This window comes from Arthrobacter sp. NicSoilB4 (genome assembly GCF_019977335.1).
In the GTDB taxonomy this organism is placed as follows: domain Bacteria; phylum Actinomycetota; class Actinomycetes; order Actinomycetales; family Micrococcaceae; genus Arthrobacter.
This window is the reverse complement of the sequence record NZ_AP024653.1, coordinates 2,847,338-2,873,863: the sequence shown is the minus strand read 5'-3', so window position 1 is coordinate 2,873,863 and position 26,526 is coordinate 2,847,338. Positions and strand designations below refer to the sequence as shown.

The window sequence follows — 26,526 nt, the reverse complement described above, 5'->3', positions numbered from 1 at the left end:
GGCCTGGGCGGGGTCAACGGATAAAGTGGGACGGTGACTGCCCCGGACTTGAACGCGCGCCCGACCTCCCGCCCCCATGCCGCCCGACTGGACCCGCGCCAGGATGTGGCGCTGCTGACCGCCAGCCTCATCGACATCAACAGTGTCTCCGGCGCGGAGGGGGAGCTGGCCGACGCCGTGGAGCATGCCCTCCGCTCGATCCCGCAGCTGGAGCTGGTCCGCGACGGCGATTCGATCATCGCCCGCAGCAACCTGGGCCGCGCCGAGCGCGTCATCCTGGCCGGCCACCTGGATACTGTTCCCCTGCCGGCCACGGAAGGGGCCCTCGGGACCGTCCCGTCGTACTGGCCGTCGGGAGCGCCGGGCGAGGGGATTCTGTACGGCCGCGGTGCCACCGACATGAAGGGCGGCGTCGCGGTGCAGCTGGCGCTGGCCGCGGCTTTGTTCGACGGCGGGGCGGAGCCGGACAAGGACGTCACCTTCGTTTTCTACGACCACGAGGAAGTCGAGGCCGTCAAGAGCGGGCTGGGCCGGCTCGTCCGGAACCATGGCAGCCTCCTGGGCGGGGACTTCGCGATCCTGCTGGAACCCACGCACGGCACGGTGGAGGGCGGGTGCAACGGCACGATCCGCTTCGAAGCGACAACCGTGGGGGAAGCCGCGCATTCCGCCCGGGCCTGGATGGGCAGCAACGCGATCCACGCCGCCGCCCCGATCCTGGCCCGGCTCGCAGCGTACGAGCCCCGGACCGTCTCCGTGGACGGCCTGGACTACCGGGAAAGCCTCAACGCCGTAAAGGTCAACGGCGGGACCGCCGGCAACGTGATCCCGGACCGCTGCGTCGTGGAAATCAACTACCGGTTCGCCCCGGACAAAACCCCGGACGAGGCGGAGCAGCACGTCCGGGAACTGCTGGAAGGGTTCGACGTCATCCGTACCGACAGCGCTGCCGGCGCCCGTCCCGGACTCAACCACCCCGCCGCGGCGTCGTTCGTCGCCGCTGTAGGTGCCGAACCGAAGCCGAAGTACGGCTGGACCGACGTCGCGCGCTTCAGCGAGCTGGGTATCCCGGCGGTGAACTTCGGGCCGGGCGATCCGCTGCTGGCGCACAAGGACAACGAACATGTCGAGGCCGACGCGGTCCGCGAATGCCTGCGGGCGCTGCGGAGCTGGCTCACGACGTAAGGCGGGAGAAGAAACCGCAGGTCGACAGGCTGCAACAAAAAGGTCCGGAACCCCTCTCGGGATTCCGGACCTTCTTGCGTGCGGAACAGCCTGCGCAGGCTGCTTGGCTGCGGACTACTTGACGGGGATCCCGGCAACGGGAACGTGCACGACGCCGCCGGCGGCCTTCTTGGAGCCGCGCCTCTCGATCCAGATGGCGAGGCGGGAGACGGAGAAGTTGATGGCGATGTAGATCGCCGCCGCAACGAAGAACACCGGGAACAGGTAATCCGGGCCGAGGAAGTCGGCCATGATCTGGACCTTCCGGAGCAGTTCCTCGTAGGACACGATGTAGCCCAGCGAGGTGTCCTTTAGCAGCACCACAAGCTGAGCGACGAGCGAGGGCAGCATGCGCCGGATCGCCTGGGGCAGCTCGATGCTGCGGCGGGAGGCGAAGCTGGTGAGGCCGATCGCAAGGCCGGCTTCACGCTGGCCCTTCGGCAGGGACTGGATGCCGGCGCGGATGATTTCGGCGAAGATTGCCGAGTTGTAGAGCACCAGGCCGGCGACGACGGCGACAAAGGAATTAGTCGCGAACACCAGCAGCACAAAGAACATCATCAGGACCACGGGCATGCCGCGCAGGAATTCCAGCACGATCCGGGTGGGGATGCGGATCCAGGCGACGTCGGAGATGCGCATGAGGCACAGCACCAGGCCCAGCGGGAAGGCGATGACCGCGGCGACCGCGGCTGCGGTGAGGGTCGCGCCGATGCCGTTGCCGATCAGCACCCAGACATCGGGAATCTGGAAAACGGCCCAGCGTTCCGGTTCGAAGATCCCCTGCTGGGCGAGGATGGTAATGGACCACCAGAGCAGTCCGGCGATGGCGATGACGCCGATGATGGAGCCGATCAGTGAGATGCGGCGGGCCTTGGGGCCGGGGACGTCGTACAGGACCGAGCTCATCGGGCGATCGCCACCTTTCGTTCAACCAGGTTGGCGACGTAGCCAAGCGGGACGGTTATCAGCAGGTAGAAGAAGGCGACGCCGACGAGGACCCACAGCACGGCGTCACCGTTGGCGTTGGCGAGCTGGCGGCCGTAGCCGAAGAGCTCCATCACGTAGAAGGCGCCGGCCACCGAGGAGTTCTTGACGAGGGCGATCAGGATGTTGATCATGGGCGGGATCACCGTGCGCAGCGCCTGCGGAAGGATGATGAGGGTCAGTACCTGGCTGAACTTCATGCCGATGCTGCGGGCGGCCTCGGCCTGGCCGACCGGGACGCTGTTGACGCCGGAGCGCACCGCTTCGGCGATGAACGCCGACGTGTAGGCGCTCAGGGCGATGATGGCGGCGACCTCGAACTGCTGGAACGTCACCCCGAGCCGGGGCAGGACCACGGCGGCGAAGAAGAATGCGATCGTCAGCGGGGTGTTCCGGACGATCTCCACGTACGTCATGCTGAAGCCGCGCAGGGCGGCGACCGGCGAGACGCGGGCTGCCGCGAGCAGGGTGCCGAAAATCAGTGCGAAGATCCCCGAGACCACGGACAGGAAGAGGGTTCTGAGAAAACCGTCCACATACGCGGGAAGGTTATCAATGATGACGTCCATAGGTTCCTTAGGCTGCCTTGAGGGGAGTGGTGCGGGAGACGGGAATGGCGGTTGCCGGGGCCGCGTCGGGCGCGTGCCCCGGCAACCGCCACAGCTGCCTAGTAGCGGTTGATCGTGGGAAGTGCGGGAGTGGTCTTGATGACCGTGCCGGCGGTGGTTTCCCAGGCCTTCTTGTAGGAACCGTCCTTGTCGGCGGCTTCCAGCTGGTCGTTGATCCACATGCGGAACGCGGTGTCGTCCTTCTTCAGGCCGATGCCGTAGGGCTCCTTGGTGAAGGTCTGGTCCGAGGCCAGCTTGAAGGCGTCCGGTTCCTTGGACACGAACCCGGCCAGAATGACGTTGTCAGTGGTGATCGCTTCGACCTGCTTGTTGCGCAGCGGCTCAAGGCAAGCGGAGTACGTGGCGGCCGGGACGAGGACTGCTCCGTACTTCTCGACGATCGTGGCGGCCGGGGTGGAACCGGTCACGGAGCAGACGTTCTTGCCCTTGACGTCTTCGGGCTTGGTGATGGTTGTGTTGTCCTTGTTCACCATCAGCGCCTGGCCGGCCTCGTAGTACGGTCCGGCGAAGTCGACTTCGGTCTTGCGCTTGTCGTTGATCGTGTAGGTGGCGACGATCATGTCGACCTTGCCCTGCTTGATGAACTGCTCGCGGTTGGCGGAGACGGTCTCCACCCACTCGATCTTGTCCGCGGGGATGCCCAGCTTGGCGGCGATCAGCTTGCCGATTTCCACGTCGAAACCGACAGGCTTGCCGTCGAGGCCCTTCTGGCCGAACAGCGGCTGGTCGAACTTGGTGCCGATGACGATCTTGCCGGCGGATGAAAGCTTGGCCATGGTGGTGTCGGCCGCGAAGCTCGGCTTCTCTGCCACAGGCGGGTTGGACGTGGAGCTGCTGCCGCCGCAGGCGCTCAGGCTGAGCGCCAGAGCCGCGGACGCGGCAACCAGAAGGGATTTCCTTCGGAAAAATGCCTTCATGACATTCCTTTCATTGGACGGCCGCCTTGCGGCGGCCAGGGTGCGAACTCGTCAGGGATCAGTGGGTCAGCAGCTTGGAGAGGAAGTCCTTGGCGCGGCTGCTCTTGGGGTTGTTGAAGAACTCTTCGGGGGTGTCATCCTCGACGATCTGGCCTGCGTCCATGAAGATCACACGGTCAGCGGCCTTGCGGGCGAAGCCCATCTCGTGGGTGACCACGATCATGGTCATGCCTTCCTTCGCCAGCTGGATCATGACGTCGAGGACTTCGTTGATCATTTCCGGGTCCAGGGCGGAGGTGGGCTCATCGAAGAGCATGACCTTCGGCTTCATGGCCAGGGCACGGGCAATCGCCACGCGCTGCTGCTGCCCGCCGGAGAGCTGCGCCGGCAGTTTGGGTGCCTGGTGCCCGACGCCTACGCGTTCCAGCAGCGCCATGGCGTCCTTGTCGGCTTCGGTCTTCGAGAGGCCCTTGACCTTGATGGGGCCCAGGGTGACGTTCTCGAGGATCGTCTTGTGGGCGAAAAGGTTGAACGACTGGAAGACCATGCCGACGTCGGCCCGCAGCTTGGCGAGTTCCTTGCCCTCTTCGGGCAGTTCCTTGCCGTCGATCTTGATGACGCCGTCGTCGATTGTCTCCAGACGGTTGATGGCCCGGCAAAGTGTTGACTTGCCGGAACCCGACGGTCCGATGACAACAACAACCTCGCCCTTGCGGACATTCAGGTTGATGTCCTTCAGGACGTGCAACTGGCCGTAATGCTTATTGACGGCGTTCAGGGAGACGAGCGCGTCGCCGGGCACTTGAGTAGTCATAAGAAGAATCTAGCGAACATTACGGCTTTATGACCGTAATCACTCCTACTTCCTACGGATCGTGATTCAAGAGATACCTGCAGGTCAGACTGCCTGAGGGGTCATCCGGCAGTCTGCCGTGCAGGACGGAGGATCCGGTTCGCACGCCCGCGCCCCTGTGCCGCGCCGGACGGCCGCGGGGGAATTTCCGCGCTAACCTGTGGGCATGAGTACCGATCCGCAGCCCCAGGGAGCCACCGCCCCATCCGGAAAGCCCGCCGGAAAGCCGGCCGGAGGGAAGGCCGGCCAGGCCGCCGGACCGGCCGCCGCGAAAACCTCCGCCGAACCCCGCGACACACCGCCCCCTTCCGGGATCCGGCACAAGGGGCCGCTGGAGCTGCGGCGCAAGGCTGCCAAGGTGACGATGTCGGACCGGACGCTGCTGGACACCAAAGGGCCCGGCCAGTTCGTCCATACGGACCCGTGGCGCGTCCTGAGGATCCAGAGCGAGTTCGTTGAAGGGTTCGGCGCCCTGGCCGACCTTGGCCCGGCGGTCAGTGTCTTCGGTTCGGCACGGACCGTGCCCGGCAGCCTGAACTACGAACTCGCCGTCGAAGTGGGGCGCCAGCTGGCAGAAGCCGGGCTGGCCGTGATCACCGGCGGAGGTCCCGGCTCGATGGAGGCCGCCAACAAGGGGGCCGTGCAGGGCAATGGAGTGTCAGTGGGACTCGGCATCGAGCTGCCCTTCGAGCAGGGGATGAACCAGTGGGTGGACCTGGGGATCAACTTCCGGTACTTCTTCGCCCGCAAGACCATGTTCGTCAAATACGCCCAGGGCTTCATCGTGCTGCCGGGCGGCCTGGGGACCCTCGACGAACTGTTCGAAGCAATGGTCCTGGTCCAGACCAGGAAGGTGACCTCCTTCCCGATCGTCCTGCTCGGAACGGCGTTCTGGAGCCCGATGGTGGAATGGATCCAGACCACCCTCGTGGCCGAAGGCATGATGTCCGAGGAGGACCTGGATCTGCTGCAGGTAGTGGACGATCCGGCGCTCGCCGTGGAGCTGGTGGTGGAAGGGGCCGCCCGGCACCGGAACCCCAACGGCAGCAGCGCCGGCAACGGTACCAGCCCAGGAAACCCCGGCGGCACGCGGGGCTGACAGCCCGCCCGCCGGACCCGCCGCCGTCTGGCACGATGGGGGAGTGAGTTTCTTCCTGGTTTTCCTTGCGATTGCGCTGGTCGGCGCCGCGTTTTTCCTCGGCACCGGCAGGGCCTCGAAAGCCTTCCGCGGCCGGCGCGGGGCCGACGACGGCGGCCTGCGCGCGCTTAACGACGGCTTTGACCAGCCGGTCGCCAACCTCCCGCCAGTACTGCTGCCGGCCGAGGTGGAGCCGTCCGACGTCGACCGCCTCCGATTCGCCCTGGGCCTGCGGGGGTACCGGATGGACCAGGTGGACCAGGTGCTGGACGAACTGCGGGACCAGCTTGCAGCCAGGAACCGGCAGATCGCGGACCTGACCGCCGAACTGGAACGCCTCCGGGATGAACCCGGGCAGGCTCCGTGAGCAGCGAGCACCCCCGGACGGAGGCGCCGGAGGCGGAACAGCGGCAACACCGCGCTGCCGTGGAGGGCCGGGCCGGGAGCCCCGCGCAGCACGGCCCGACCGCCGCGGCCTGGGGCGCGGCCGCGGCAGCCGGCGCCCGGGTGGCACGCTGGCCCTGGTGGGTCCAGGTGGGCGCACTCTACGTCGCAGCCCGCCTCGTCAGCGCCTGCATCTTCATGGCCGCCGCACTGCACCAGGGCGTCAACCCCTGGTTTCCCGCCAAGCCCGATTACTGGTCTTTCGTCAATATCTGGGACGCCCGCTGGTACGGCGAGGCCCTCCAGAACGGCTACCCCGAGGTCCTCCCGACCGACGGGGCCGGCCACGTGCAGGAGAACGCCTGGGCGTTCTACGCGCTCTTTCCCTTCCTGGGCAGGGCAGTCGCCGGGCTGACCGGAATGCACCCGGCATTCACGCTGACGCTCATCGCCATGCTGGCCGGCCTGGGTGCAGCGCTGGTCATCTACCGCCTCTTCCGGCACAAGGCGTCCCACCGCACGGCGCTCTGGGCCACCGTGTTCGTTGCCACCTTTCCTGTCTCGCCCGTGCTCCAGGTGCCGTACGCCGAATCGCTGAACCTGCTCCTGCTGGCTGCCGCCCTGCTGCTGGTCGTGGAACGACGCTACCTGTGGGCGATGCCAGTCGTTGTGCTGATGTGCCTGTCCCGGCCGACCGGCGTTCCGTTCGCGGCGATGGTGGGGCTGCTGTTCCTGTACCGGCTGTGGCAGACCTACTCCGCCGGCCGCGAACCCGCGCGCTGGGAGGCCCCGGGCACGGGGGAAGCGGGGCGGACCGGACCAGTGCCGCACAGCGGCGGGCAGCTCTGGTCGCTGGCCGGGCTGACTGCGGTCAGCGGAGTCGGCGCCCTCATGTGGCCGGCCATCGCGTGGGCCGTCACCGGTGATATCCAGGCCTACACGAAGACCGAGACTGTGTGGCGCGGCCACGACCTGGTGCCGTTCAAACCCTGGTTCGACACCGGAATCCTGCTCTTCGGCCCAGTGCTGGGCGTGCTGGCACCGTTCCTCTTCGTTGCGCTGTTCACGCTGCTGATGATGTGCCGCCCGGTGCAGGCGCTGGGCACGGAGCTGCGGCTCTGGTGCGCCTGCTACATGGGCTACCTGCTGATCTTCCTGCACCCGCAGACAAGCACGTTCCGGATGCTGCTCCCGCTCTTCCCGCTGGCCCTCGGCGCGGCACTGGTCTCCCGGTCCCGCGCCTACCGCGGCACGGTGGTCATTATGTTCGTGCTGCTGCAGATTGTCTGGATCGTCTGGCTGTGGGCGTGGGCGCCGTTGCCTGGCGGGGGTGACTATCCGCCGTGACGCGCGGCACCTTTTCCGGCCCCCGGCCCTGCGCCGCGCGGCGCGTCGGAAAGTCCAACGATTAGCTACAGCCGCGTTGTTACGCGATAATAGAAGGTAAGCAAGGACAAGAAGCAAACTGAGTATATGGCCCTGATGGCTCCCATCGCGGCCGCCGGGCAGCTTGATTGACTGAGCGGACGCAGCCCGGCCGGGCTGGTATGTCACTGGACTAATGGAGGGGATATTCCTTATGGCGGCTATGAAACCACGCACCGGCGACGGCCCGATGGAAGTTACCAAAGAAGGGCGCAGCCTGATCATGCGCGTCCCGCTCGAAGGCGGCGGGCGGCTTGTGGTCGAACTCAACTCCGCCGAGGCCACCAACTTGAAGGAATGCCTCGTCGGCGTTACCGAATAGCCTCACTGCACCTTTTGACAGAGGGCGGTGCCCGCAGCCGGATGGCAGCGGGCACCGCCCTCTTTGTCGTCCCGGGCGGCCACCGCCCGGCAGGCTACGGCTTGACAGCTACTTCTTGACGGCTACTTTTTGACGGCGACCAGCAGGCCGTCACCGGTAGGCAGCATGGCCGACGCGAGGCGGTCGTCCTCGCGGATGGACTTGCCCACCTGGCGGAGCACCACGGTGGTGGCCTCGCGGGCGGCAGGGTTGGCGACGCGGTCCTTGTCCAGGGCGTCGTTGACGATCAGCAGGCCGCCGGACTTGAGCAGGCGGACGGCCTGTTCCACGTAGCCGGGGTAGTTCGGCTTGTCGGCGTCGATGAAGACCAGGTCATAGGCGCCGTCGGTCAGGCGGGGGAGGACGTCGCGGGCCCGGCCGGAGATGGTCCGCGTGCGGTTGGCCGGGCTGCCGGCTTCCTGGAAGGCTTCGCGTGCGGCTTTCAGGTGCTCGACGTCGACGTCGATGGTGGTCAGCACGGCGTGCGGGCCCAGTCCGCGCAGGATGCAGACGCCGGAGACGCCGGCGCCGGTGCCGATTTCGACCGCTGTCTGGGCCTTGGACGCCGCCGCCAGGACGGTCAGGACGGCTCCGACGCCCGGGCCAACCGGGGTCACGCCCAGTTCGAAGGACCGTTCGCGCGCGTGCAACAGAACCTCATCCTCGGCAGGCAGATCTTCTGCGTAGGACCAGCTCGTGGACTTATCGGCGCTCATGGAATTTCGCTTTCTGGGCGGCAGGGGAGTGTTCACCCCAGCCTACTGTGTCAAGTGGTGACCGGCCGGGAGGCGCCCCCGCGTGCGGCCGGGACGGCGGTCCGAGGGGCCCTCAGGCGGATGGCTGCGGCCAGCGCGGCGTGGGCCGTGCGGGCTCCCGGTTCTGCCGTGGGCAGAAGGAGCCTTGGCGTCAGGTAATTCCCAGCTTATTTTGAAATGATGGAGATCCGCTCATCCGCGTGGTGATCGGCGCCGAATCAAGGGTGCAGGAGCTTGCAGCCGCAAGCCCCGTCCACGGCGTAGGCACCATCCACGAGGGGAGCGGACAATGTCGGCACTGGCAGCTGTCCCTGCAACTGAACAGTCCCAGCCTGCGGCGGAAACCGAGTGGGTCCGGCCCACCTGGGAAGAAGTTGTGACCAACCACTCCGCGAAGGTGTACCGCCTCGCGTACCGGCTCACCGGCAACAAGTACGACGCCGAGGACCTCACCCAGGAAGTGTTCGTCCGCGTCTTCCGCTCACTCGAGAACTTCAAGCCCGGCACCCTTGACGGGTGGCTGCACCGGATCACCACCAACCTCTTCCTGGACCAGGCCCGGCGCAAGAGCCGGATCCGCTTCGACGCGCTGGCCGACGACGCCGAGTCGCGTTTGCCCGGACGCGAGCCGGGCCCGGAACAGAGCTTCGAATTCAACAACCTTGATGTTGATGTGCAGGCCGCTCTGGAAGAACTTCCCCCGGATTTCCGCGCCGCCGTCGTGCTGTGCGACCTTGAGGGGCTGTCCTATGACGAGGTGGCCGTCGCCTTGGGCATCAAGCTCGGAACTGTCCGCTCCAGGATCCACCGCGGCCGGACCATGCTTCGGGAGAAGCTGGCGCACCGCGACCCGCGCCCGCAGCAGTCCGCCAAGACCTCGCTGAAGCCGCGTTTGAAGATGCCGCGCATCGCCGGTCTCCTCTGAACCTCGATTCCCTGAAACACGCGATGCGTCTGCTCAAGCGACTGTTGGGCTGCCACGATCCGCGGCGCCGGCACCTGGAGTCCTGTGATCAGTGCCAGCAACAGTTGCGCCGGGAACGCCAATACCTGGAGCGGCTGCGCGGCGCCGAGGTCCCCTCGGCCAGCGGCGACCTGACGGCGCGCCTGCTGGCCCGCACCGAGGAACTGGCCCGCGGCACCGACACGGGAGGCACAGGACGGGCGCACCCACGCGGTCTGTCCTCTGCAGTGCCGGGCGTCCGGGGCTTCCGTCCCGCCCTTCGGTCCGCCTTGCTGGTGGCCGGCGGCGCGGCAGCCGCTGCCGCCCTGCTTGGCGGCTCGGCTTACGTCATGGGCGGGGACGCCGCCCCGCAGGCGGGCGGCGCACCTGCCTCAGCCTTCCTGCAGCGCGACCTTGCGTCCTCTGCGCCAGCTGCCGTCGAGGCGGGTGCCGGGACGCCCGCCGGCTGGGGCCCCACCGGCGAACCTGATTTCACCCCGGCCGGAACACTCACGGCCGCGCAGCTCGCCACCCTTCGCTCCGAGGGCTGGACCTGCCCCGAGCTCCGCGAACTCGGCTACCACCTGGTCTGGGCCCGGGGAGGGGTGCTGGCCGGGGTCGACGTCGTGGAACTGCGGCTCACCGACGGCCGGAATTTCGCCACCATCTTCGAAGAGCACAGTGGACTGCCCGGGCAGTCCGGCACACCGGAGGGCGGGCCACGAAAGGCACCGCCGGTCAACGTGCTGACGGGCCGTCCCGCGACGTCGGACGGATTCACCTCCGCGGCTGTCCCGGGCGGCGGTGCCGCGACGGGTGCCAAGGCGGAGACCGGGGGAGCGGCAGCGTCCAGCAGCGGGATCCTGTGGGTCAACCATGGTCCCCCCTACGCGGCTATCTACCAGAAAGACGATGCTACCTTCACCTACGTTTCGGATGAGCCCGCTGAGCGGGCCGACGACGGCGTGGCCGCCCTGGTGCACGCCCGCAGCGGGGCGGCGGCGGCCGCCGGAGACGGGGCCGGGTCCGGCGCGGGGCACAGTTTCACCGCGCGCCTGGAGCGCGGCCTGGGCAGGATCATGGAGCTGCTGGCCCCGTGACCGGGCGTTCCGCAGAGGCCCGCCGACGTGTGTCACGGCCGAATCGTCCCAGCTCCGACTAAGAGGGTAATCTTCCTACAGTGCTTGGAATCAATGGACCGGAGTTCTTACTTCTGCTGATCATCGGACTTCTGGTGATTGGCCCCAGCAGGCTGCCCGAATACACCCAGAAGCTGGCCAACATCGTCAAGGAAGTCCGCCGGATGGCGTCCGGGGCGCGGGAACAGATCAAGGAAGAAGTCGGCATCGATATCGATGAGGTCGACTGGAAGAAATACGACCCGCGGCAGTATGACCCGCGCCGGATCATCAAGGAAGCGCTGCTGGATGATGACACCAAGCCGGTCAGCGCCGGTGCCCCGGCCGCGGCAGCCACGGCGGTTGCTGCCTCCGCGGCCGCGGAGCGCCGCCCGGCGCGCGAGGTGGAGCGTCTCGCGGACGGTGAAGCGGCGCCCTTCGACTCTGAGGCAACCTAGCGGGGCTGCAGGCCCAGGGACATTCCGCTGAGCCCGCGCGGGACCGCGGCGAGCTTCCCGGCGATGTCCAGCAGCGCAACGGCAGACGGCGTCTCGGGGCGGCCCAGCACCAGGGGAACCCCGGCGTCCCCGCCCTCCCGGAGGAGGATGTCCAGCGGAATCTGGCCCAGTAGCGGAACCTCGGCGCCCACCGTCGCGGACAGCCGTTCGGCCAGCACAGCGCCGCCGCCGCTGCCGAACAGTTCCATCCGGCTGCCGTCGGGCATTTCCAGGTAAGACATGTTTTCCACCACGCCGGCGACGCTCTGCCCGGTCTGGGTCGCGATGGCCCCGGCCCGTTCGGCCACGTCCGCGGCGGCGGCCTGGGGCGTGGTCACCACGAGGATCTGGGCCTTGGGCAGGAGCTGGGCCACGGAGATCGCGATGTCGCCGGTTCCGGGCGGAAGGTCCAGGAAGAGGGCGTCGAGGTCACCGAAATAGACGTCGGTGAGGAACTGCTCCAGCGCGCGGTGCAGCATGGGCCCCCGCCACGCGACCGGCTGGTTGCCGGTGACGAACATACCGATGGAGATGACTTTGACGCCGTACGCCACCGGCGGCAGGATCATGTCATCCACCCGGGTGGGGGCCTGCGTGATGCCCATCAGCGCCGGGACGGAGAAACCGTAGACGTCAGCGTCCACGATCCCCACGCGCAGCCCCTGCGCGGCCAGCGCGCAGGCGAGGTTCACGGTCACGGAGGACTTACCCACGCCGCCCTTGCCGCTCGCGACGGCGTACACCTTGGTCAGTGAGCCGGGGTCGTTGAACGGGATCCCGCGCTGCCCGCCGGGGCCGCGGAGCTGCTCCTTCAGGGCGTCGCGCTGTTGCTGCGTCATGACCTTCAGCTCGACATCGACGCCGGTGACGCCGGGCACGGCGGCCAGGGCCGCCTCGCAGTCGGCGGTAATGGTGCCGCGCAGGGGGCAGCCCGCGATGGTCAGGAGCACCGTGATCCGGACCCGGCCGCCGTCGGACACCTCCACGGTGTCCACCATGCCCAGCTCCGTGATGGGGCGGCGGAGCTCCGGGTCGATCACGGTGCCAAGTGCGGCCTGCACGGCTTTCTCCAGGGAAGAGCCCGGCGACGTGTCCTGGATGCTGCTGTCCTGGGTAGGGTTCATGCGGTGGATGCTCAGCTCTCGGGGGATGCGGGGCGTGCCGGGGCGCTTGCGGTGTCCGGTGCGGCGCCGCGCAGGGTGTCGGTCGTGCCGGCTTTCTTGCTGGTTTTGGGGTCGTTCCTGGTGTCGGTCTTGACCCGGGGGATCTGCTGGGTCCGGGGGGTGCGCTGCTTGTCGCGGCGTTCCTTCAGCTTTTCCTTGACCTTGTCGCGGGGCGATTCGTGCGCGCCGGCCGTGGGGTCGTGGGTGCGCAGTTCCTCCTGCGCTTCCAGCATGTCCTCGAGCAGGCTGCGCAGCTCGGCCCGGACGTAGTCGCGGGTGGCGACTTCCCGGAGCGCGATGCGGAGCGAGGCGAGTTCCCGGGTGAGGTACTCGGTGTCCGAGAGGTTGCGCTCCGCTCGCTGGCGGTCCTGCTCGAGGGAGACACGGTCACGGTCATCCTGCCGGTTCTGGGCGAGCAGCAGCAGCGGCGCCGCGTAGGAGGCCTGCAGCGAGAGCATCAGGGTCAGCAGGGTGAAACCGAGGGCCCGGGAATCGAACTGCCAGTCCTCCGGGGCAAAAGTGTTCCAGGCCAGCCAGATGACAACGAACACCGTCATGTAGACCAGGAACTGCGGCGTGCCCATGAAGCGGGCGAACCCTTCCGTGGTCTGGCCGAACGCATCCGGGTTCGGGGAGAACTTCGGCAGGATCCGCTGGCGACCGCTCAGCGGGGTATCGAGGCTTCCCTTGGACGATTTGCTGCCCGTCCGGACGTGCGGGTTCCGTGGTGCGCTGCTATCAGCCAATGCGGCCTCCAAGCTTCCTTATCGGGGCGTCGTCCTCGTGGGCGCGCCAGTCATCGGGCAGCAGATGATCCAGCACATCGTCAACAGTCACCGCCCCGACAAGCCGACCATCGCTGTTGACGACGGGGAGCGAGTTGAGGTTGTACGTGGCCAGAGTGCGGGCGACCTCGCTGATGTGGGCCTGGTCCGACACCGGCTCCAGGGTCTTGTCCACCAGGTTGCCCAGAGGTTCGGGCGGCGGGAAGCGCAGCAGCTGCTGGATGTGGACGACGCCGAGGAACCGGCCCGTCGGCGTCTCCAAGGGGGGCCGGGCGATGAAGATCGACGACGCCAGGGCGGGGGAGAGCTCTTCGCGGCGCACGTGGGCCAGGGCCTCCGCGACGGTGGCTTCCGGGGGCAGGATAACCGGGACCGGCGTCATCAGCCCACCGGCGGTGTCCTCGTCGTATTCGAGCAGCCGCCGGACGTCTTCTGCACCTTCGGGCTCCATCAGCTGGAGCAGCTCTTCGGCCTGGGCGCTCGGGAGTTCCGCGAGGAGGTCGGCGGCGTCGTCCGGGTCCATCTCCTCGAGCACGTCGGCGGCACGATTCACGTCGAGGGCGGAGAGGATTTCCACCTGGTCGCCTTCGGGCATCTCCTGCAGGACGTCCGCCAGCCGTTCGTCCTGCAGCTCGCTGGCGACCTCAAAGCGGCGCTTGTCGCTCATCTCCTGCAGCGCTTCGGCGAAGTCTGCAGGCTTGAGGTCCTCGTGGGTCGCGACAAACTGGGTGGCGGCCTGGGGCTCGGTGCGGGCGCCCTGCTGCGCGTCGGTCCAGTCGATGATCAGTGTCTCGTTGCGGCGCAGCCTGCTCAGCGGGGACAGGGAGTGGCCGCGGCGGACAAAGAGCTTGCTGACGAACCAGTCACCGGAGCGGTGCTTGTCCATCGCGATGTCCTCGATCGTGGCGTCCCCGCTGCCGTCGGCGAGCGTGACGCGGCGGTCAAACATTTCAGCCACAACGAGGGTTTCGGCGCCACGCTGTTCGAAGCGGCGCAGGTTCACCAGCCCGGTGCAGATGATCTGGGTCTGGTCGATCGAGGTGATCCGGGTCATCGGGACGAAGACGCGCTTCTTCCCGGGAACCTCGACGACGATGCCCACCACGTGCGGGGCGCCGCGGGTGCCGCGGGAGAGCACAACGACATCGCGCAGCCGGCCCAGCCGGTCGCCCAGTGGGTCGAAGACGTCGAGTCCGAGCAGGCGCGCAACAAACACCCGCGAAACATTTGTACTCACCTGTACAGGCTACCGAGTCCGCTCTCTTTTAGCTGAATTTACAGCCGGTGCCCAGCAGGATAGGTAAGAATAGGCGTATGTCAAACATTTTTGGTGCTCCCAGGGCTGGCGCCCCCAACGGCCCGGACGAGGCCCGCAGTGTCCCCAAGGGCGACACCGTTGGTTCCTACAACTCCTACCTGGATGCCCAGAAGGCGGTGGACTACCTCGCGGACCAGCAGTTTCCGGTGCAGATGGTCTCGATCGTCGGCAACGACCTGAAGATGGTGGAACGGGTCACCGGCCGGCTCACGTACCCGCGGGTGGCCCTGTCGGGCGCGCTGAGCGGCATGTGGTTCGGTTTGTTCGTCGGCATCATGCTGTCCTTCTTCTCCACCACACCCGGGTATTTCTCCATTGTGACGTCGGTGCTCATGGGCGCGGCGTTCTTTATGCTGTTCGGCATCGTCACGTACGCCATGCAGCGGGGGAAGCGGGACTTCACCTCCACGAGCCAGGTGGTGGCGACCAACTACGACGTCGTGGTGTCCTTTGAGGCGGCGAACGAGGCGCGGCGGTTGCTCCACCAGCTGCCGATGACCCAGCGTGACGCCACGGCATCCGCCGGAACGGCCGGCTACTCCCAGCGCGACTACCAGCACCAGCCGTACCAGCCCGGCCCCGGGCAGGGTTCCGAACAGCCCGGCCATGCCCCGCAGCGCCCCGCGGGCTGGAACGACCCCTACGGCCAGCGGGCTCCCGAATCCGGCGGACAGCCCGCTGGCGGATGGCAGCCCGGCAACCAGCCGGCCCCGGGCCATGAGGCAGGGCCTTCCGGGCAGCCGGCAGGATCCGCCGACGCCGCACCGGACAAGGAGGAAGCGGCCAAGCCCTCCGGTTTCTCCTATCCGGACCTGCCCGACGGCCGCCCGCAGTACGGGGTCCGCGTCGATGACGCGGCCAAGCGGGAGCCCGGCCAGGACGGCTCGCAACACTAGAGTCGCTGCCCGCAAACGCTGAAGGCCTCCGCCCGGAACGATCCGGGCGGAGGCCTTCTGCGTACCGACGGACCAGCCGGCACAAGCGGAACTATGCCGTCTGGCCGTCCACTTCCTGGTAGATTCCCGCCATCCAGGACTCGACGTCGTCGGCCTTGCGGGGCAGGGCGGCGCTGAGGTTGACCGGACCGTCGGCGGTCATGAGGATGTCATCCTCGATCCGGACGCCGATTCCGCGGTATTCCGCGGGGATGGCGAGGTCCTCGTCCTTGAAGTACAGGCCGGGTTCGATCGTGAAGACCATGCCGGGCGTCAGTACGCCGTCGAGGTACAGTTCACGCTTGGCCTGGGCGCAGTCGTGCACGTCGAGGCCAAGGTGGTGGCTGGTGCCGTGCGGCATCCAGCGGCGGTGCTGCTGGCCCTCGGCGCTGATGGCTTCCTCGACGGAGACCGGCAGCAGGCCCCAGTCGGCCAGCCGTTCGGCCAGTACGGTGGTCGCGGCTGTGTGGATGTCGCGGAACCTCGTGCCCGGCTGAGCGGCGGCGAACCCGGCGTCAGCGGCGTCGAGCACGGCCTCGTAGACTTTCCGCTGGATCTCGGAGAACGTGCCGTTGGCCGGCAGGGTGCGCGTGATGTCCGCCGTGTACAGGGAATCCGCCTCGACCCCGGCGTCCAGCAGCAACAGTTCTCCGGCAGTGACCTTGCCGGTGTTCCTGGTCCAGTGCAGCACCGTGGCGTTGTTGCCGGACGCCGCGATGGTGTCGTAGCCGAGCTCGTTGCCTTCCTCCCGGGCGCGGGCGAAGAACGCACCTTCGACGACGCGCTCGCCGCGCTGGTGGGTGAGCGCCCGCGGCAGGGCCTTGACCACCTCGGTGAATCCCTGCACGGTGGCGGCGACGGCCGTCTTCATCTGTTCGACTTCCCACTCGTCCTTGAGCAGGCGCAGTTCGGAGAGTGCCTCGGTGAGCTTTTCGTCGAGGGCGTCAAGGATGCCCAGGTCCAGGTTCTCCGGGTCCTTCGCAGTGTTGTAGCGCGCGGTGTCAACGAGGGCGTCGATGTTCTCGTCGACCTTCCGCACCAGCCGGATGGAGATGCCGCCGATTTCCGGAGCACCCACGTTCTTGGTGATGCCGAGTTCGAGTTCGCTGATGTCCGCGGTGGCCAGTCCGAGCCGGGCCTTGAACTCGGCCAGCGTGGGGCGGGCGCCGATCCAGAACTCGCCGGAACGGGAGTCGGCGTAGAACTGTTCGGTGTCGCGGCCGGCCAGCGGGCGGAAGTACAGCGTGGCGCGGTGGTGGCCGCCGTCGTCGCCCTTGCCTTGCTCGACGGGTTCCAGGACGAGCACGGCGTCGGGCTCGTGGTCCAGGCCCAGGCCGGTGAGGTGCGCGAAGCCGGAGTGCGGGCGGAAACGGTAGTCGCAGTCGTTCGAGCGGACCTTCAGCGGACCGGCGGGAATGACCAGGCGTTCGCCTTTGAACTGCTCTGAAATGGCGCGACGGCGGGTGGCTGCGTGGCCGGCGACGGCGTCGCGTTCCGGCAGCTGTTCGCTGGACGGAGCCCAGTTGCTGGCCATAAACGCCTTGAAGGCATCGGAGCTGGGCCGCTGGGAGCGGTTGTTGACGCGCTCGTCGAGGGGCTGGGAAGCGGAGACTTGGGTGTTATCTGCATCGTTCACCGTCCCATAGTCTCACCAGCGGAGCGGCTTGGGCCAACAGGCCGGGGCGTTCATCCGCTCCATCCCTCCCCTGCATCCCTCCGCTGCATCCCTCAGGGGGCTGGCCGCGTCGATCTACTAGGCTGGTGGGGTGAGGATCGACCTGCATGCCCACTCGAACGTTTCCGACGGCACCCAAGCACCCGGCGCGGTGATGGCCTCGGCGGCGGAGGCGGGCATCGACGTCCTCGCCCTGACGGATCACGACTCCACCGACGGCTGGGCCGAGGCCGCCGTGGCCGCCCGGGAACACGGCGTCACGCTGGTTCCGGGGATGGAGATCTCCTGCCGGACGGTGGAGGGCATCAGTGTGCACCTCCTCTGCTACCTGCACGACCCGGCGCACCCCGGGCTGCTGGAGGAAATCACCAAGGCCAAGGACGCCCGTTTCACCCGGGCCGAACGGATGGTCAGCCTGCTCGCGGAGGACTACCCGCTGAGCTGGGACGATGTCATCCACCATGTGGCGCCCGGGGCCACGCTGGGCCGGCCGCACATCGCCGACGCGCTCGTGGCCGCGGGCGTGGTCGCCGACCGCACAGAGGCGTTCGAATCCATCCTGACCTCGCGTTCACGCTACTTTGTGCAGCATTACGCGCCGGACCCGGCGTTCGCCGTCGAACTGGTCCGTGCGGCCGGCGGCGTGCCGGTGTTCGCCCATCCTGTGGCGACCGCCCGCGGGCGGATCGTGGGGGAGCGCACGTACCGGGAAATGATCGACGCCGGCCTGGCCGGGCTGGAAATCTACCACCGGGACAATCCCGAGGAGGGCAGGGCGTTCCTGCGCAAGCTCGCGGACCGGTACGGACTGCTGGTCACGGGGTCCTCCGACTACCACGGGGCGGGGAAACCGAACCTGCTGGGCGAGAACCTGACCTCGCCCGAGGTGTTCGCCCGGATCGAGGAACTGGGAACCGGAACCCCCGTAGTGCGCTGACCGCCCCCGTTAGACGCGAGCTAGTTGCGCGGGAACGACGTGAATGCGGCGTGCGGGGCGAGCCGCTTGGCCATGACGTCGATCGCGGGCTGGTTCTGGTCCACGCACACGAACCTGCGGTCCAGCTTCGCCGCGACGGCGCCCAGCGTCCCGGAGCCCGCGAAGAAGTCCAGGCACCAGTCGCCGGGCCGGCTGGAGGCGGCCACCACACGACGGATCAGCCCTTCGGGCTTCTGCGTCGGGTAGCCGGTCTTCTCCTTGCCGGTGGGGGAGACGATCGTGTGCCACCAGACGTCCGTGGGAAGCTTGCCGAGCTCCCGCTTGGCCGGCGTGACCAGGCCGGGGGCCATGTACGGCTCCCGGTCCACCTCGGCGCTGTCGAAGTGGTATTTCGTGGGGTTTTTGACGTACACGAGGATGTTGTCGTGCTTGGTGGGCCAGCGGTATTTGGCGCGCGCGCCGTAGTCATAGGCCCAGATGATCTCGTTCAGGAAGCACTCCCGGCCGAAGATGGCGTCGAGCATGACCTTGGCGTAGTGCACCTCCCGGTAGTCCAGGTGCAGATACAGGGTGCCGTCGTCGGCGAGCAGCCGCCAGGCCTCGACGAGCCGGGGCTCGAGGAAGGTCCAGTAGTCGCTGAACGCGTCGTCGTACTTGTGCAGCGCGCCCTTGATGGTGTCGTAGGACCGGCCCTTGAACCCGACCCTGTCGCCCTCGCCGCCGGCGTTGAGCACCATCTTTGTTTCCTGGCGCTTCTGGACCCGGCCGGTATTGAAGGGCGGGTCCACGTAAATCAGTGTGAAGGCGCCGTCCGGCAGCGTTGGGAGGAACTCCGCGTTGTCCGCGTGTACCACCAGGTTGCTGCCGTCCGGCGCCCAGACGGTGTCAGCCATAAAGGGGATTAGGCCTCGGCGCTGCGTGCCGGAGCGCCGCCCTGAGCCTCGCCGGCGACCACTTCACCGTTGCGGCGGCGGGTGCGGGTGCGGCGGCGTGCACGGGTGGCGCGGTCAACCTCGGTCGGCGCGCTGGCGGCTGACCTGGCCGGTGCCTCGGCGGCGGGGCCGGTGCTGGCTTCGGCGTCGGCCGGACGGCGACGGCGGTCGCCGGAGCGTCCGCTGTCTTTTCCGCCGCCGGCGCCGGCGCTGCGGCGCGTGTCGCGGCCACCTTCGCGGGAGCTGCTGCGGCCTCCGTCGCGGCCGCCCGTGCTGCTGCCGTCGCGTGAGCCGCTGCGGGCGCTGTCACGACCGCTGTCACGACCGCTGGTCTGTCCGCCGGCGCGGGTGTTCTTCTTGCCGGTCTCGCCCAGGTCCTCGAGGACTTCGGCGTCGACGCCGGCGAGCACCCGCTTGTCGCGGGGCAGGCGGCCCTTGGTGCCCTCGGGGATGTCGAGTTCCTCGAAGAGGTGCGGCGAGGAGGAGTAGGTTTCCACCGGCTCCGGGACGCTGAGCCCCAGGGCCTTGTTGATCAGGCCCCAGCGGGGCATGTCGTCCCAGTCGACGAAGGTCACGGCGGTGCCCTTGTTGCCGGCGCGGCCGGTGCGGCCCACGCGGTGCAGGTAGATCTTTTCGTCTTCGACACACTGGTAGTTGATGACGTGCGTGACGTCGTCGACGTCGATGCCGCGGGCGGCGACGTCGGTGGCGACGAGAACGTCCACCTTGTTGTTGCGGAAGGCGCGGAGGGCCTGCTCGCGGGCGCCCTGGCCGAGGTCGCCGTGGATTGCCGCGGCGGCGAAGCCGCGGTCCACGAGTTCCTCGGCAACCTTGGCGGCGGTGCGCTTGGTCTTGGTGAAGATGATGGTGCGGCCGCGGCCGCGGGCCTGCAGGATGCGGGCCACTACCTCGATCTTGTCCATGCTGTGGGCGCGGTAGATCAGCTGGCGGATGTCGCGCTTGGTGAGGCCCTCGTCGTCCGGGTCGGCGGCGCGGATGTGGGTCGGCTGCGTCATGTAGCGGCGCGCCATGGCAATGACCGGGCCGGGCATGGTGGCGGAGAACAGCAGCGTCTGGCGCACGGGCGGCGTGCCGGCGATGAGGGTCTCGACGTCGGGCAGGAAGCCGAGGTCCAGCATTTCGTCGGCCTCGTCAAGGATGACCATCTTGACGTTTTTCAGGACCAGGTGCTTCTGCTTGTACAGGTCGATGAGGCGGCCGGGAGTACCGACGACGACCTCGACGCCCTTCTGCAGCGCCTCAACCTGCGGCTCGTAGGCCCGGCCGCCGTAGATCGTGGTGATCCGGGCGTTGCGCTTGCGGGCGGCGTTCTGCAGGTCGCTGGCAACCTGGACCGCCAGCTCGCGGGTCGGAACAATCACGAGGGCCTGCGGTGCGCCGGGGGCGGGGAGTTTGTCGAACCCGGCGTCGTCCGGTCCGACGACGCGCTGCAGCGCCGGGATGCCGAAGCCGAGGGTCTTGCCCGTTCCGGTCTTGGCCTGGCCGATGATGTCATGGCCGCTCAGGGCGACCGGCAGGGTCATGGCCTGGATCGGGAAGGGGTGGGTGATGCCGGCGTCGGCAAGGGACTCCACGATATCGGCGCGGACGTTGTAGTCCGCGAAGGTCTTCTCGGCTATCTCGTGCGGCTTTTCGTCCGAGATGATGGTCTCTTCCGGCTCGATCGTTTCCGTTCCGGAATCGTCGGTCAGAAGCTGGTGCGTGTGCAATTCACTCACAGGGGAGTTTCCTTATTCATTTGGGCTGCGCTGCTTGCTCAACGGGGCCGGCCGGGTGGCCGTTCCGGAGCACGCTCAGGCGCGCAAGCAAATCCAGTGGAAGCCGATCGCGGGCTATCTAAATGCTGGCACTGGTGACCAGCGGGTCTATCTCAAGATCGCGTAGGGGCGGGCTTGTTGAATTCGAAAATCAAGGAAATCAACGACCGGGCATCCATATCTACCCTTCCAGTCTAGCTGTACGCGGCCCGGATCCTCGACGGACCGCGCTGAGTCATACAAGATGCGCGGGGGGAACAGCGCCAATTGCTCAGCCCACCAGCTCCAGCCGGACCTCGCGGGTGGCAATGTCGGCTGAAACAATCCGCACCCGGACGTGGGTGCCGGGTTCCAGTTCGCCGGGGCAGCGGGCCGTGACCGCAGGCTCGGCGATCTGCACGATCCCGGAGGGGCCGTTTCCGTTGCCGCCCCCGTTGCCGTTCTTTCCGTTCCCGTTCTTTCCGTTTCGGGCGGGTTTGGAACCGGAGATCACGACGGCGTCGAACTCCTGGCCGACGTGGTTGACCAGGAGTGCCGCCTCGACCGTATCGAGCGAGAGGCGTTCCAGCCGGGCGGCCAGCTGGTCCGAGGCGGCCATGATCGCGGGCAGGGACGGGAGGGCTTCGCGGGCCCAGGCCGGGACGTCCGCGCCGTTGCTGAGTGCCTCGCAGATCACCAGGACAAAACGGTCGATCAGCCGGCGCAGCGGGGCGGTGGAGTGGGCGTAGGCTGCGCCGATCGCGGCCTGGATGGCGGCGTCGGGAACCGTTCCGTCGAACGGGGTGTAGCCGGCGCCGCGGAACAGCATGCCGGCCGAGTGCACGATGGCCAGCTGCTGCGGGTCGGTGGGATCGAGGGTGCGCAGGTATTCGCCGTAACTCATTTCGCCGTCCCACGGCTTGCCCAGGGCGCGGGTCTGGCGGTGGAAATGCGCCAGCGAGGCGGCATCCGGAGCCGGCATGGTGCGCAGGATGCCGACTTTGCCCTTCAGCATGATTCCCGCGGCGGCCATCCCCGTCATGAGGGAAATCTGTGCGTTCCAGTCCTCCACGGGCAGCGGCGGGGCGGCCACGATCCGGTAGCCGCCGTCGGGCAGTTGTTCGATTTCCTGTTCCGGCATGTTGAGGCTGGCGCCCCCGCGGAGCCGTTCCAGCTCCACGCGCTTCATTCCGACTTCCTTGAGCAGCTGCAGCACGGGTGCGGCGGTGCCGGCGTCGAGTTCGGCCTGCACGCCCGGGTAGTTGAGCTTGGCCCGGCTGCGGACCGCGGCCCGGCGCACCCGCACCGCGGACACCTCGGCGGCAGCGTCCAGCTCGAATTCCCAGACAAACGCGGCGCACAGCTGGCCGGCCAGCAGGCTTCCGGCTTCTTCGCTGATGACCTCCGGGTGCAGCGGGATCCGGCCATCCGGGGTGTAAAAGGTCTGGCCGCGGCGGCGGGTCTCGGCGTCGAGGGCACCCCCGGGGGCCACGAAGGAGGGGACGTCGGCGATCGCATAGAACACCGTGTAGCCCTCGCCGGCGCGGTCGATGAAGAGGGCCTGGTCCAGGTCGGTGGACGACGCCGGATCGATGGTCACGAACTCGATGTGCGTGAAATCCAGCTCCGGCAGCTCGTGGCGCGCGACTGCCTCCTTGGCCTCCCGGAGCACGTCCTCGGGGAAGGGGCCGGGCAGTTCGAGCGTTGCCCGCAGCGCGCTGAGCGCCTCGGCCAGTTGGTTCTCTTGCCGGTGGACGCTCGGGGTCAGGCGGTGATGGGACACGAAAATCAGATTAGCTCGATTTGCGCCATTAGTCTTGGATCATGAGCACATCCCCGGCTGATCCTGCCCGCTACAACAGCTTTCTGATGGATCTGCTCGGCGTGATGGCCTACGGCGAGCTGTCCGCCTTCGAACGGCTCTCCTCCGATGCCCGGTATTCACCGTCGCTGCACGACCGCGCGGTGCTGGGCCGGATCGCCGTGATCGAGTTCCAGCACTACGAACTGGTCAGCGCCAAACTCGAAGCCATGGGTCTGGACACGGAGGCTGCCATGCTGCCGTTCCAGCCGTCCGTGGACCATTTCCACGAACGCACCCGCCCGGCGGACTGGTACGAATCGCTCATGAAGGCGTATGTGATCGACACTGTCTCCGCCGATTTCTACCGGGCCATTTCGCGGTACGTCGACGCCGGGACCCGGGCCCTGGTCGAGCAGATCCAGGCCGATGAGGAGGCCACCGCCGTGCTGCGGGAACGGCTCAAGTCCGCCCTCGCGGATGACCCGCGGCTGGCGTCACGGCTGGCGCTGTGGGCCAGGCGCCTTCTCGGCGAAGCCCTGACCCAGGCGCAGCGGGTGAGCTTCGAGCACGCGTTCATCGGCGGCCTGGTCGACGCTGACGAGGACAGGTCCAAGGAACTGGTCCGCAGGCTCATGGCGGAGCTGGCAGCCAACCACTCGCGCCGGATGAAACAGCTCGGCCTGGCCGGCTGAACTGCCCGCTCAGTTCCCGGCGGCGTCGAGTGCGGCGAGCAGAGCCCGGGCGGCACCGGCGGGATCGTCGGCTTCGGTGATGGCACGGACCACCACGATCCTGCGGGCGCCGGCCTCCACCACCTGTTCCACATTTTCGAGGTCAATGCCGCCAATGGCGAACCACGGCACCCCGCCGGCTGCCGCGTCCGCAGCGTAGCGCACCAGCTCGAGTCCGACGGCGGCGCGGCCCGGCTTGGTGGGGGTGGCCCACACCGGCCCGACGCAGAAGTAGTCCAGGCCGTTGCGGCCGGCCGAGGAGGCAATGGCCGCATCCACCTGCTCCGGGCTGTGGGTGGACAGCCCGAGGGCGGTGTCCTGGCCCAGGAAATCCCTGGCGGCGCCCGTGGGGATGTCCTTCTGCCCGATATGGAATACCGGGGCCCCCGAGAGCGAGGCGAGGTCCGCCCGGTCGTTGACGGCCCACAGGCGGTTGTGGCGGCGGGCTGCCTGGTGCAGGACCTCCAGCAGTTCCAGTTCCTCGGCCGCCTCCAGCGACTTGTCGCGCAGCTGAATGATGTCGACGCCGCCGGCAAAGGCCTCATCCACGAAGTCCGCAAAGTCGCCGCGGCCCTGCCGGGCATCGGTGCAAAGGTACAGGCGGGCGGTGGTGTGGGCGGCATCCTGGCTCATGCCTCCAGCCTAGTTCCTCTAAACTGGGCCAATACCGCGGGAGCCCGCCGCCGACGACGCCACCAGCGTCCGGCGCCGGCAGGCTGAGAGGGCGTCAGAGCCGACCGCTTGACCTGATCCGGTTAGTACCGGCGTAGGGAAGGAATCCTTCATGGGCACCACATCCGCCCGCGGCACGGCCGCGGGCACTGACGCCGAGCCGCCTGCTGCGGCCGGCCCTGATGACACCGAAGCCGGGAAATGTTACGACGTCGCCGTGATTGGCGGCGGGGCTGTTGGCCACGGGATCGCCTGGGCGGCGCGACGCTCGGGCCGAACGGTCGCCCTCATCGACGACGCCCCGGGAAGCGGCGCCAGCTGGGCTGCCGCCGGCATGCTCGCCCCCGTGAGTGAACTGCACTACCAGGAAGAGCCCCTCCTGGAGCTTATGCTCGAGTCCTCACGCCTCTGGCCGGCATTTGCCGCGGCGCTGGAGGCAGGGGGCGCCGGCCCGGACACGCGCACTGCCGCCGTCAGCAGTACGGGTTACCTCACGACGCCGACCCTCGCCGTGGGCGCCGACGCAGCCGACCGCCGGGCGCTCGCGGACCTGCGCACCGTCCAGCAGGCGTACGGCCTTGGCGTCGAGCCGTTGAGTGTCCGCGAGGCGCGCACGCGCGAACCGCTGCTCAGCCCCGGCATCTCCTGTGCCTTCGACATCCCAGCCGACCACCAGGTGGACCCGCGCCGGCTGCTCGCCCGGATCGGGGAACTCCTGGCGGCGGACAGCGGCTGCGACACCGTCAGCCGTCGCGCCGCCGGGCTGTTGTGGCAGGACGGGCGCGTGGCCGGAGCCAGCCTCGCCGGCGGCGGATCCGTGCTGGCCAGGGAAACTATCGTGGCCAACGGGCTGGGCGCCGCCGCGCTCCACGGCCTGCCCGCCGGACTCCGGTTGCCGCTGCGGCCGGTCCACGGCGATATTCTCCGGCTCCGGGTCCCGGAGAGACTGCGGCCGCTGCTCACTTCAACCGTGCGGGGGCTGGTCCGCGGAGTGCCGGTCTACATCGTTCCCCGGCAGGACGGCACAGTAGTCATCGGTGCCACGCAACGGGAAGACGCCCTCGGTGAAGACAGCCGTTCGGCAGCCCCGGCCGGTGCCCCGCCCGGCTCGGCAGTCTCAGCCGGCGGCGTCTACCAGCTGCTGCGCGACGCACAGCAGCTGCTCCCCGCCGTCGCCGAACTTGAACTGCTGGAGGCCACCGCCAGGGCACGGCCCGGGACGCCGGACAACGCACCGCTGCTGGGCCGGGTGGCGCAACCTGGAGGCGCCGGGGGTGTTGCAGGGCTGATCATCGCCACCGGTTTCTTCCGGCACGGAATCCTGCTCACGCCCGCCGCCGCGGACATCTGCCGGCAGTTGCTCGACGGCGCCGCGGACCCCCGCTGGGTCCGGTTCCGGCCGGACAGGTTCGCCGCAGGTACCGAGCCCTGCGGCCCGCCCGCCGCGAGACAGCCGGACACGTCCCTGCGGACCACCAATCCCAACCCTGAGCACAGCAAGGAAACGGCATGAACATCACATTGAACGGAACCGGGCACACGCTGCCCGACGGCGCCTCGGTGGGCACCCTCGTCAGCGCGGTCACCGGCCGGCCGCTGGCCCCGAACGGCCAGTCCGCCGACGGCCGGAAACTCGGGGTCGCCGTCGCCCGCAACGCGGAGGTGGTACCCCGCAGCCAGTGGCACGGCACCGCGCTCGCCGACGGGGACGACGTCGAACTGGTCACGGCGGTACAGGGAGGATGAGCAGCATGGAGGACACCACCCTGGCCGCGGCACCCGGAGTGTCGGCGGCTGCAGCGGATCCGTTTGAGGTCGACGGCGTACAGCTGGGGTCGCGGCTGATCATGGGCACCGGCGGGGCGCCGAGCCTGGGCGGGCTGGGGGCCGCGCTGCTGGCCTCGGGCACCGAGCTGACCACTGTCGCCATGCGCCGCTATTCGCCTGCGGAAGCCGGTTCGCTGTTTCAGCTGCTGCTGGACCACAACATCCGGGTGCTGCCCAACACCGCGGGATGCTTCACGGCAAGGGACGCCGTGCTGACCGCCGAACTGGCCCGCGAGGCCCTCGAAACGGACTGGGTGAAGCTGGAAGTCATCGCGGACGAGCACACCCTGCTGCCGGACGCCGTCGAACTCGTCGAGGCCACCGAGCAGCTCGTGGGCCGGGGGTTCAAGGTCTTCGCCTACACCAACGATGACCCGGTGCTTGCCCTGCGGCTGGAAAACCTCGGCGCCACGGCGGTGATGCCCCTGGGCGCGCCCATCGGCACGGGCCTCGGCATCCTGAATCCGCACAACATCGAACTGATCGTCTCGCGCGCCTCCGTGCCCGTGGTCCTCGACGCCGGGATCGGCACCGCCTCCGACGCAGCCCTTGCCATGGAGCTTGGCTGCGACGCGGTGCTGCTGGCGACGGCAGTGACCCGGGCGCAGGATCCGGTGATGATGGGGGAGGCCTTCAAGCACGCGGTGATCGCCGGTAGGCTGGCAAAAAGGGCCGGCCGGATCCCGCGCCGGGAGCACGCGCTGGCGTCGTCGGCAATGGAGGGACGGGCCGAATTCCTTTAGGCCCTTCGCAGCAAAG

27 protein-coding genes and 1 riboswitch are annotated in these 26,526 nt (G+C 68.2%); of the genes, 14 read left to right on the top strand and 13 right to left on the bottom strand.

Features of this window, described 5'->3' with window-relative positions; translation table 11 throughout:
- Positions 1-33: 33 nt before the first annotated feature.
- Complete coding sequence (gene dapE / locus LDO13_RS13000; RefSeq protein ID WP_224047139.1) at positions 34-1,185, top strand: succinyl-diaminopimelate desuccinylase; 1,152 nt, start codon at positions 34-36, stop codon at positions 1,183-1,185.
- A gap of 114 nt (positions 1,186-1,299) precedes the next feature.
- Here dapE and LDO13_RS12995 read toward each other — a convergent pair whose 3' ends face one another.
- The 4 genes from LDO13_RS12995 to LDO13_RS12980 all read right to left on the bottom strand — a co-directional run bounded on the left by LDO13_RS12995 (position 1,300) and on the right by LDO13_RS12980 (position 4,571).
- Positions 1,300-2,133, bottom strand: coding sequence for an amino acid ABC transporter permease (locus tag LDO13_RS12995; RefSeq protein ID WP_224047138.1), 834 nt, complete (start codon positions 2,131-2,133; stop codon positions 1,300-1,302).
- Entirely contained in the window at positions 2,130-2,780 is a 651-nt protein-coding gene (locus LDO13_RS12990; protein ID WP_224047137.1) for an amino acid ABC transporter permease, read from the bottom strand. Before LDO13_RS12990 ends, LDO13_RS12995 begins: the two co-directional genes overlap by 4 nt.
- Positions 2,781-2,878: 98 nt before the next feature.
- Positions 2,879-3,757, bottom strand: coding sequence for a glutamate ABC transporter substrate-binding protein (locus LDO13_RS12985; RefSeq protein ID WP_224047136.1), 879 nt, complete (start codon positions 3,755-3,757; stop codon positions 2,879-2,881).
- 58 nt (positions 3,758-3,815) lie between these two features.
- Entirely contained in the window at positions 3,816-4,571 is a 756-nt protein-coding gene (locus LDO13_RS12980) for an amino acid ABC transporter ATP-binding protein (RefSeq protein WP_056425621.1), read from the bottom strand.
- A gap of 205 nt (positions 4,572-4,776) precedes the next feature.
- Between LDO13_RS12980 and LDO13_RS12975 the strand changes: the two genes are divergently transcribed.
- The 4 genes from LDO13_RS12975 to LDO13_RS12960 all read left to right on the top strand — a co-directional run bounded on the left by LDO13_RS12975 (position 4,777) and on the right by LDO13_RS12960 (position 7,879).
- Positions 4,777-5,709: a TIGR00730 family Rossman fold protein gene (locus LDO13_RS12975; RefSeq protein ID WP_224047135.1), complete on the top strand. Its 933-nt coding sequence runs from the start codon at positions 4,777-4,779 to the stop codon at positions 5,707-5,709.
- Between the two features lie 43 nt (positions 5,710-5,752).
- A complete protein-coding gene (locus LDO13_RS12970) occupies positions 5,753-6,115 on the top strand; it encodes a DivIVA domain-containing protein (RefSeq protein WP_224047134.1) in 363 nt (120 codons plus the stop codon).
- A 140-nt stretch (positions 6,116-6,255) separates the two neighbouring features.
- Positions 6,256-7,479, top strand: coding sequence for a hypothetical protein (locus tag LDO13_RS12965; RefSeq protein WP_224049781.1), 1,224 nt, complete (start codon positions 6,256-6,258; stop codon positions 7,477-7,479).
- A 232-nt stretch (positions 7,480-7,711) separates the two neighbouring features.
- Positions 7,712-7,879 carry a DUF3117 domain-containing protein gene (locus LDO13_RS12960; RefSeq protein ID WP_069949162.1) on the top strand — a complete coding sequence of 56 codons (168 nt, stop codon included), beginning with the start codon at positions 7,712-7,714 and terminating at the stop codon, positions 7,877-7,879.
- 122 nt (positions 7,880-8,001) lie between these two features.
- Here the strand turns inward: LDO13_RS12960 and LDO13_RS12955 are convergent, their stop codons facing one another.
- Positions 8,002-8,634 (bottom strand): O-methyltransferase, encoded by a 633-nt coding sequence (locus LDO13_RS12955; protein WP_224047133.1) that lies wholly within the window; start codon positions 8,632-8,634, stop codon positions 8,002-8,004.
- Positions 8,635-8,962: 328 nt separating this feature from the next.
- On the opposite strand from LDO13_RS12955, the gene sigE reads away from it, so the two are divergent.
- The 3 genes from sigE (at position 8,963) to LDO13_RS12940 (ending at position 11,192) form a co-directional block, all read left to right on the top strand.
- Entirely contained in the window at positions 8,963-9,598 is a 636-nt protein-coding gene (gene sigE / locus LDO13_RS12950) for an RNA polymerase sigma factor SigE (protein ID WP_224047132.1), read from the top strand.
- A 23-nt stretch (positions 9,599-9,621) separates the two neighbouring features.
- The gene (locus LDO13_RS12945; protein ID WP_224047131.1) at positions 9,622-10,716 is read left to right on the top strand and encodes a hypothetical protein; all 1,095 of its coding nucleotides are present in this window, start codon (positions 9,622-9,624) and stop codon (positions 10,714-10,716) included.
- An 80-nt stretch (positions 10,717-10,796) separates the two neighbouring features.
- Positions 10,797-11,192 (top strand): twin-arginine translocase TatA/TatE family subunit, encoded by a 396-nt coding sequence (locus LDO13_RS12940; protein ID WP_224047130.1) that lies wholly within the window; start codon positions 10,797-10,799, stop codon positions 11,190-11,192.
- On the opposite strand, the gene LDO13_RS12935 is transcribed toward LDO13_RS12940, so the two are convergent.
- From LDO13_RS12935 to LDO13_RS12925, 3 genes are read right to left on the bottom strand one after another with little or no spacing between them, the layout of a single operon-like run.
- Positions 11,189-12,355, bottom strand: coding sequence for an Mrp/NBP35 family ATP-binding protein (locus LDO13_RS12935; protein WP_224047129.1), 1,167 nt, complete (start codon positions 12,353-12,355; stop codon positions 11,189-11,191). The genes LDO13_RS12940 and LDO13_RS12935 overlap by 4 nt on opposite strands.
- 11 nt (positions 12,356-12,366) lie before the next feature.
- Entirely contained in the window at positions 12,367-13,152 is a 786-nt protein-coding gene (locus tag LDO13_RS12930) for a DUF1003 domain-containing protein (protein ID WP_224047128.1), read from the bottom strand.
- Positions 13,133-14,416 carry a CBS domain-containing protein gene (locus LDO13_RS12925; RefSeq protein ID WP_224047127.1) on the bottom strand — a complete coding sequence of 428 codons (1,284 nt, stop codon included), beginning with the start codon at positions 14,414-14,416 and terminating at the stop codon, positions 13,133-13,135. The genes LDO13_RS12930 and LDO13_RS12925 overlap by 20 nt, the downstream gene beginning before the upstream one ends.
- 77 nt (positions 14,417-14,493) lie before the next feature.
- Here LDO13_RS12925 and LDO13_RS12920 point away from each other — a divergent pair, with 77 nt between their 5' ends.
- Complete coding sequence (locus LDO13_RS12920) at positions 14,494-15,393, top strand: general stress protein (RefSeq protein WP_224047126.1); 900 nt, start codon at positions 14,494-14,496, stop codon at positions 15,391-15,393.
- A gap of 91 nt (positions 15,394-15,484) precedes the next feature.
- Here LDO13_RS12920 and LDO13_RS12915 read toward each other — a convergent pair whose 3' ends face one another.
- Positions 15,485-17,068 (bottom strand): aminopeptidase P family protein, encoded by a 1,584-nt coding sequence (locus LDO13_RS12915; RefSeq protein ID WP_224047125.1) that lies wholly within the window; start codon positions 17,066-17,068, stop codon positions 15,485-15,487.
- A gap of 130 nt (positions 17,069-17,198) precedes the next feature.
- On the opposite strand from LDO13_RS12915, the gene LDO13_RS12910 reads away from it, so the two are divergent.
- Complete coding sequence (locus LDO13_RS12910; RefSeq protein ID WP_224047124.1) at positions 17,199-18,044, top strand: PHP domain-containing protein; 846 nt, start codon at positions 17,199-17,201, stop codon at positions 18,042-18,044.
- Positions 18,045-18,064: 20 nt separating this feature from the next.
- Here LDO13_RS12910 and LDO13_RS12905 read toward each other — a convergent pair whose 3' ends face one another.
- The 3 genes from LDO13_RS12905 to LDO13_RS12895 all read right to left on the bottom strand — a co-directional run bounded on the left by LDO13_RS12905 (position 18,065) and on the right by LDO13_RS12895 (position 22,516).
- Positions 18,065-18,937: a site-specific DNA-methyltransferase gene (locus LDO13_RS12905; RefSeq protein ID WP_224047123.1), complete on the bottom strand. Its 873-nt coding sequence runs from the start codon at positions 18,935-18,937 to the stop codon at positions 18,065-18,067.
- An 8-nt stretch (positions 18,938-18,945) separates the two neighbouring features.
- Complete coding sequence (locus LDO13_RS12900) at positions 18,946-20,715, bottom strand: DEAD/DEAH box helicase (RefSeq protein ID WP_224047122.1); 1,770 nt, start codon at positions 20,713-20,715, stop codon at positions 18,946-18,948.
- Between the two features lie 310 nt (positions 20,716-21,025).
- Entirely contained in the window at positions 21,026-22,516 is a 1,491-nt protein-coding gene (locus LDO13_RS12895; RefSeq protein WP_224047121.1) for an RNB domain-containing ribonuclease, read from the bottom strand.
- 41 nt (positions 22,517-22,557) lie between these two features.
- Here LDO13_RS12895 and LDO13_RS12890 point away from each other — a divergent pair, with 41 nt between their 5' ends.
- On the top strand, positions 22,558-23,229 hold the full coding sequence (locus LDO13_RS12890) for a ferritin-like fold-containing protein (protein WP_224047120.1): 672 nt from the start codon (positions 22,558-22,560) through the stop codon (positions 23,227-23,229).
- A 9-nt stretch (positions 23,230-23,238) separates the two neighbouring features.
- On the opposite strand, the gene thiE is transcribed toward LDO13_RS12890, so the two are convergent.
- Complete coding sequence (gene thiE, locus LDO13_RS12885; RefSeq protein ID WP_224047119.1) at positions 23,239-23,901, bottom strand: thiamine phosphate synthase; 663 nt, start codon at positions 23,899-23,901, stop codon at positions 23,239-23,241.
- 26 nt (positions 23,902-23,927) lie between these two features.
- Positions 23,928-24,059, top strand: a riboswitch (TPP riboswitch).
- Between thiE and thiO the strand changes: the two genes are divergently transcribed.
- The 3 genes from thiO to LDO13_RS12870 all read left to right on the top strand — a co-directional run bounded on the left by thiO (position 24,053) and on the right by LDO13_RS12870 (position 26,510).
- A complete protein-coding gene (gene thiO / locus LDO13_RS12880) occupies positions 24,053-25,453 on the top strand; it encodes a glycine oxidase ThiO (RefSeq protein ID WP_224047118.1) in 1,401 nt (466 codons plus the stop codon). Its footprint overlaps the riboswitch before it by 7 nt.
- On the top strand, positions 25,450-25,686 hold the full coding sequence (gene thiS, locus LDO13_RS12875) for a sulfur carrier protein ThiS (protein ID WP_224047117.1): 237 nt from the start codon (positions 25,450-25,452) through the stop codon (positions 25,684-25,686). The genes thiO and thiS overlap by 4 nt, the downstream gene beginning before the upstream one ends.
- Positions 25,687-25,691: 5 nt before the next feature.
- Entirely contained in the window at positions 25,692-26,510 is an 819-nt protein-coding gene (locus LDO13_RS12870; protein WP_224047116.1) for a thiazole synthase, read from the top strand.
- The last annotated feature ends 16 nt before the right edge of the window (positions 26,511-26,526 follow it).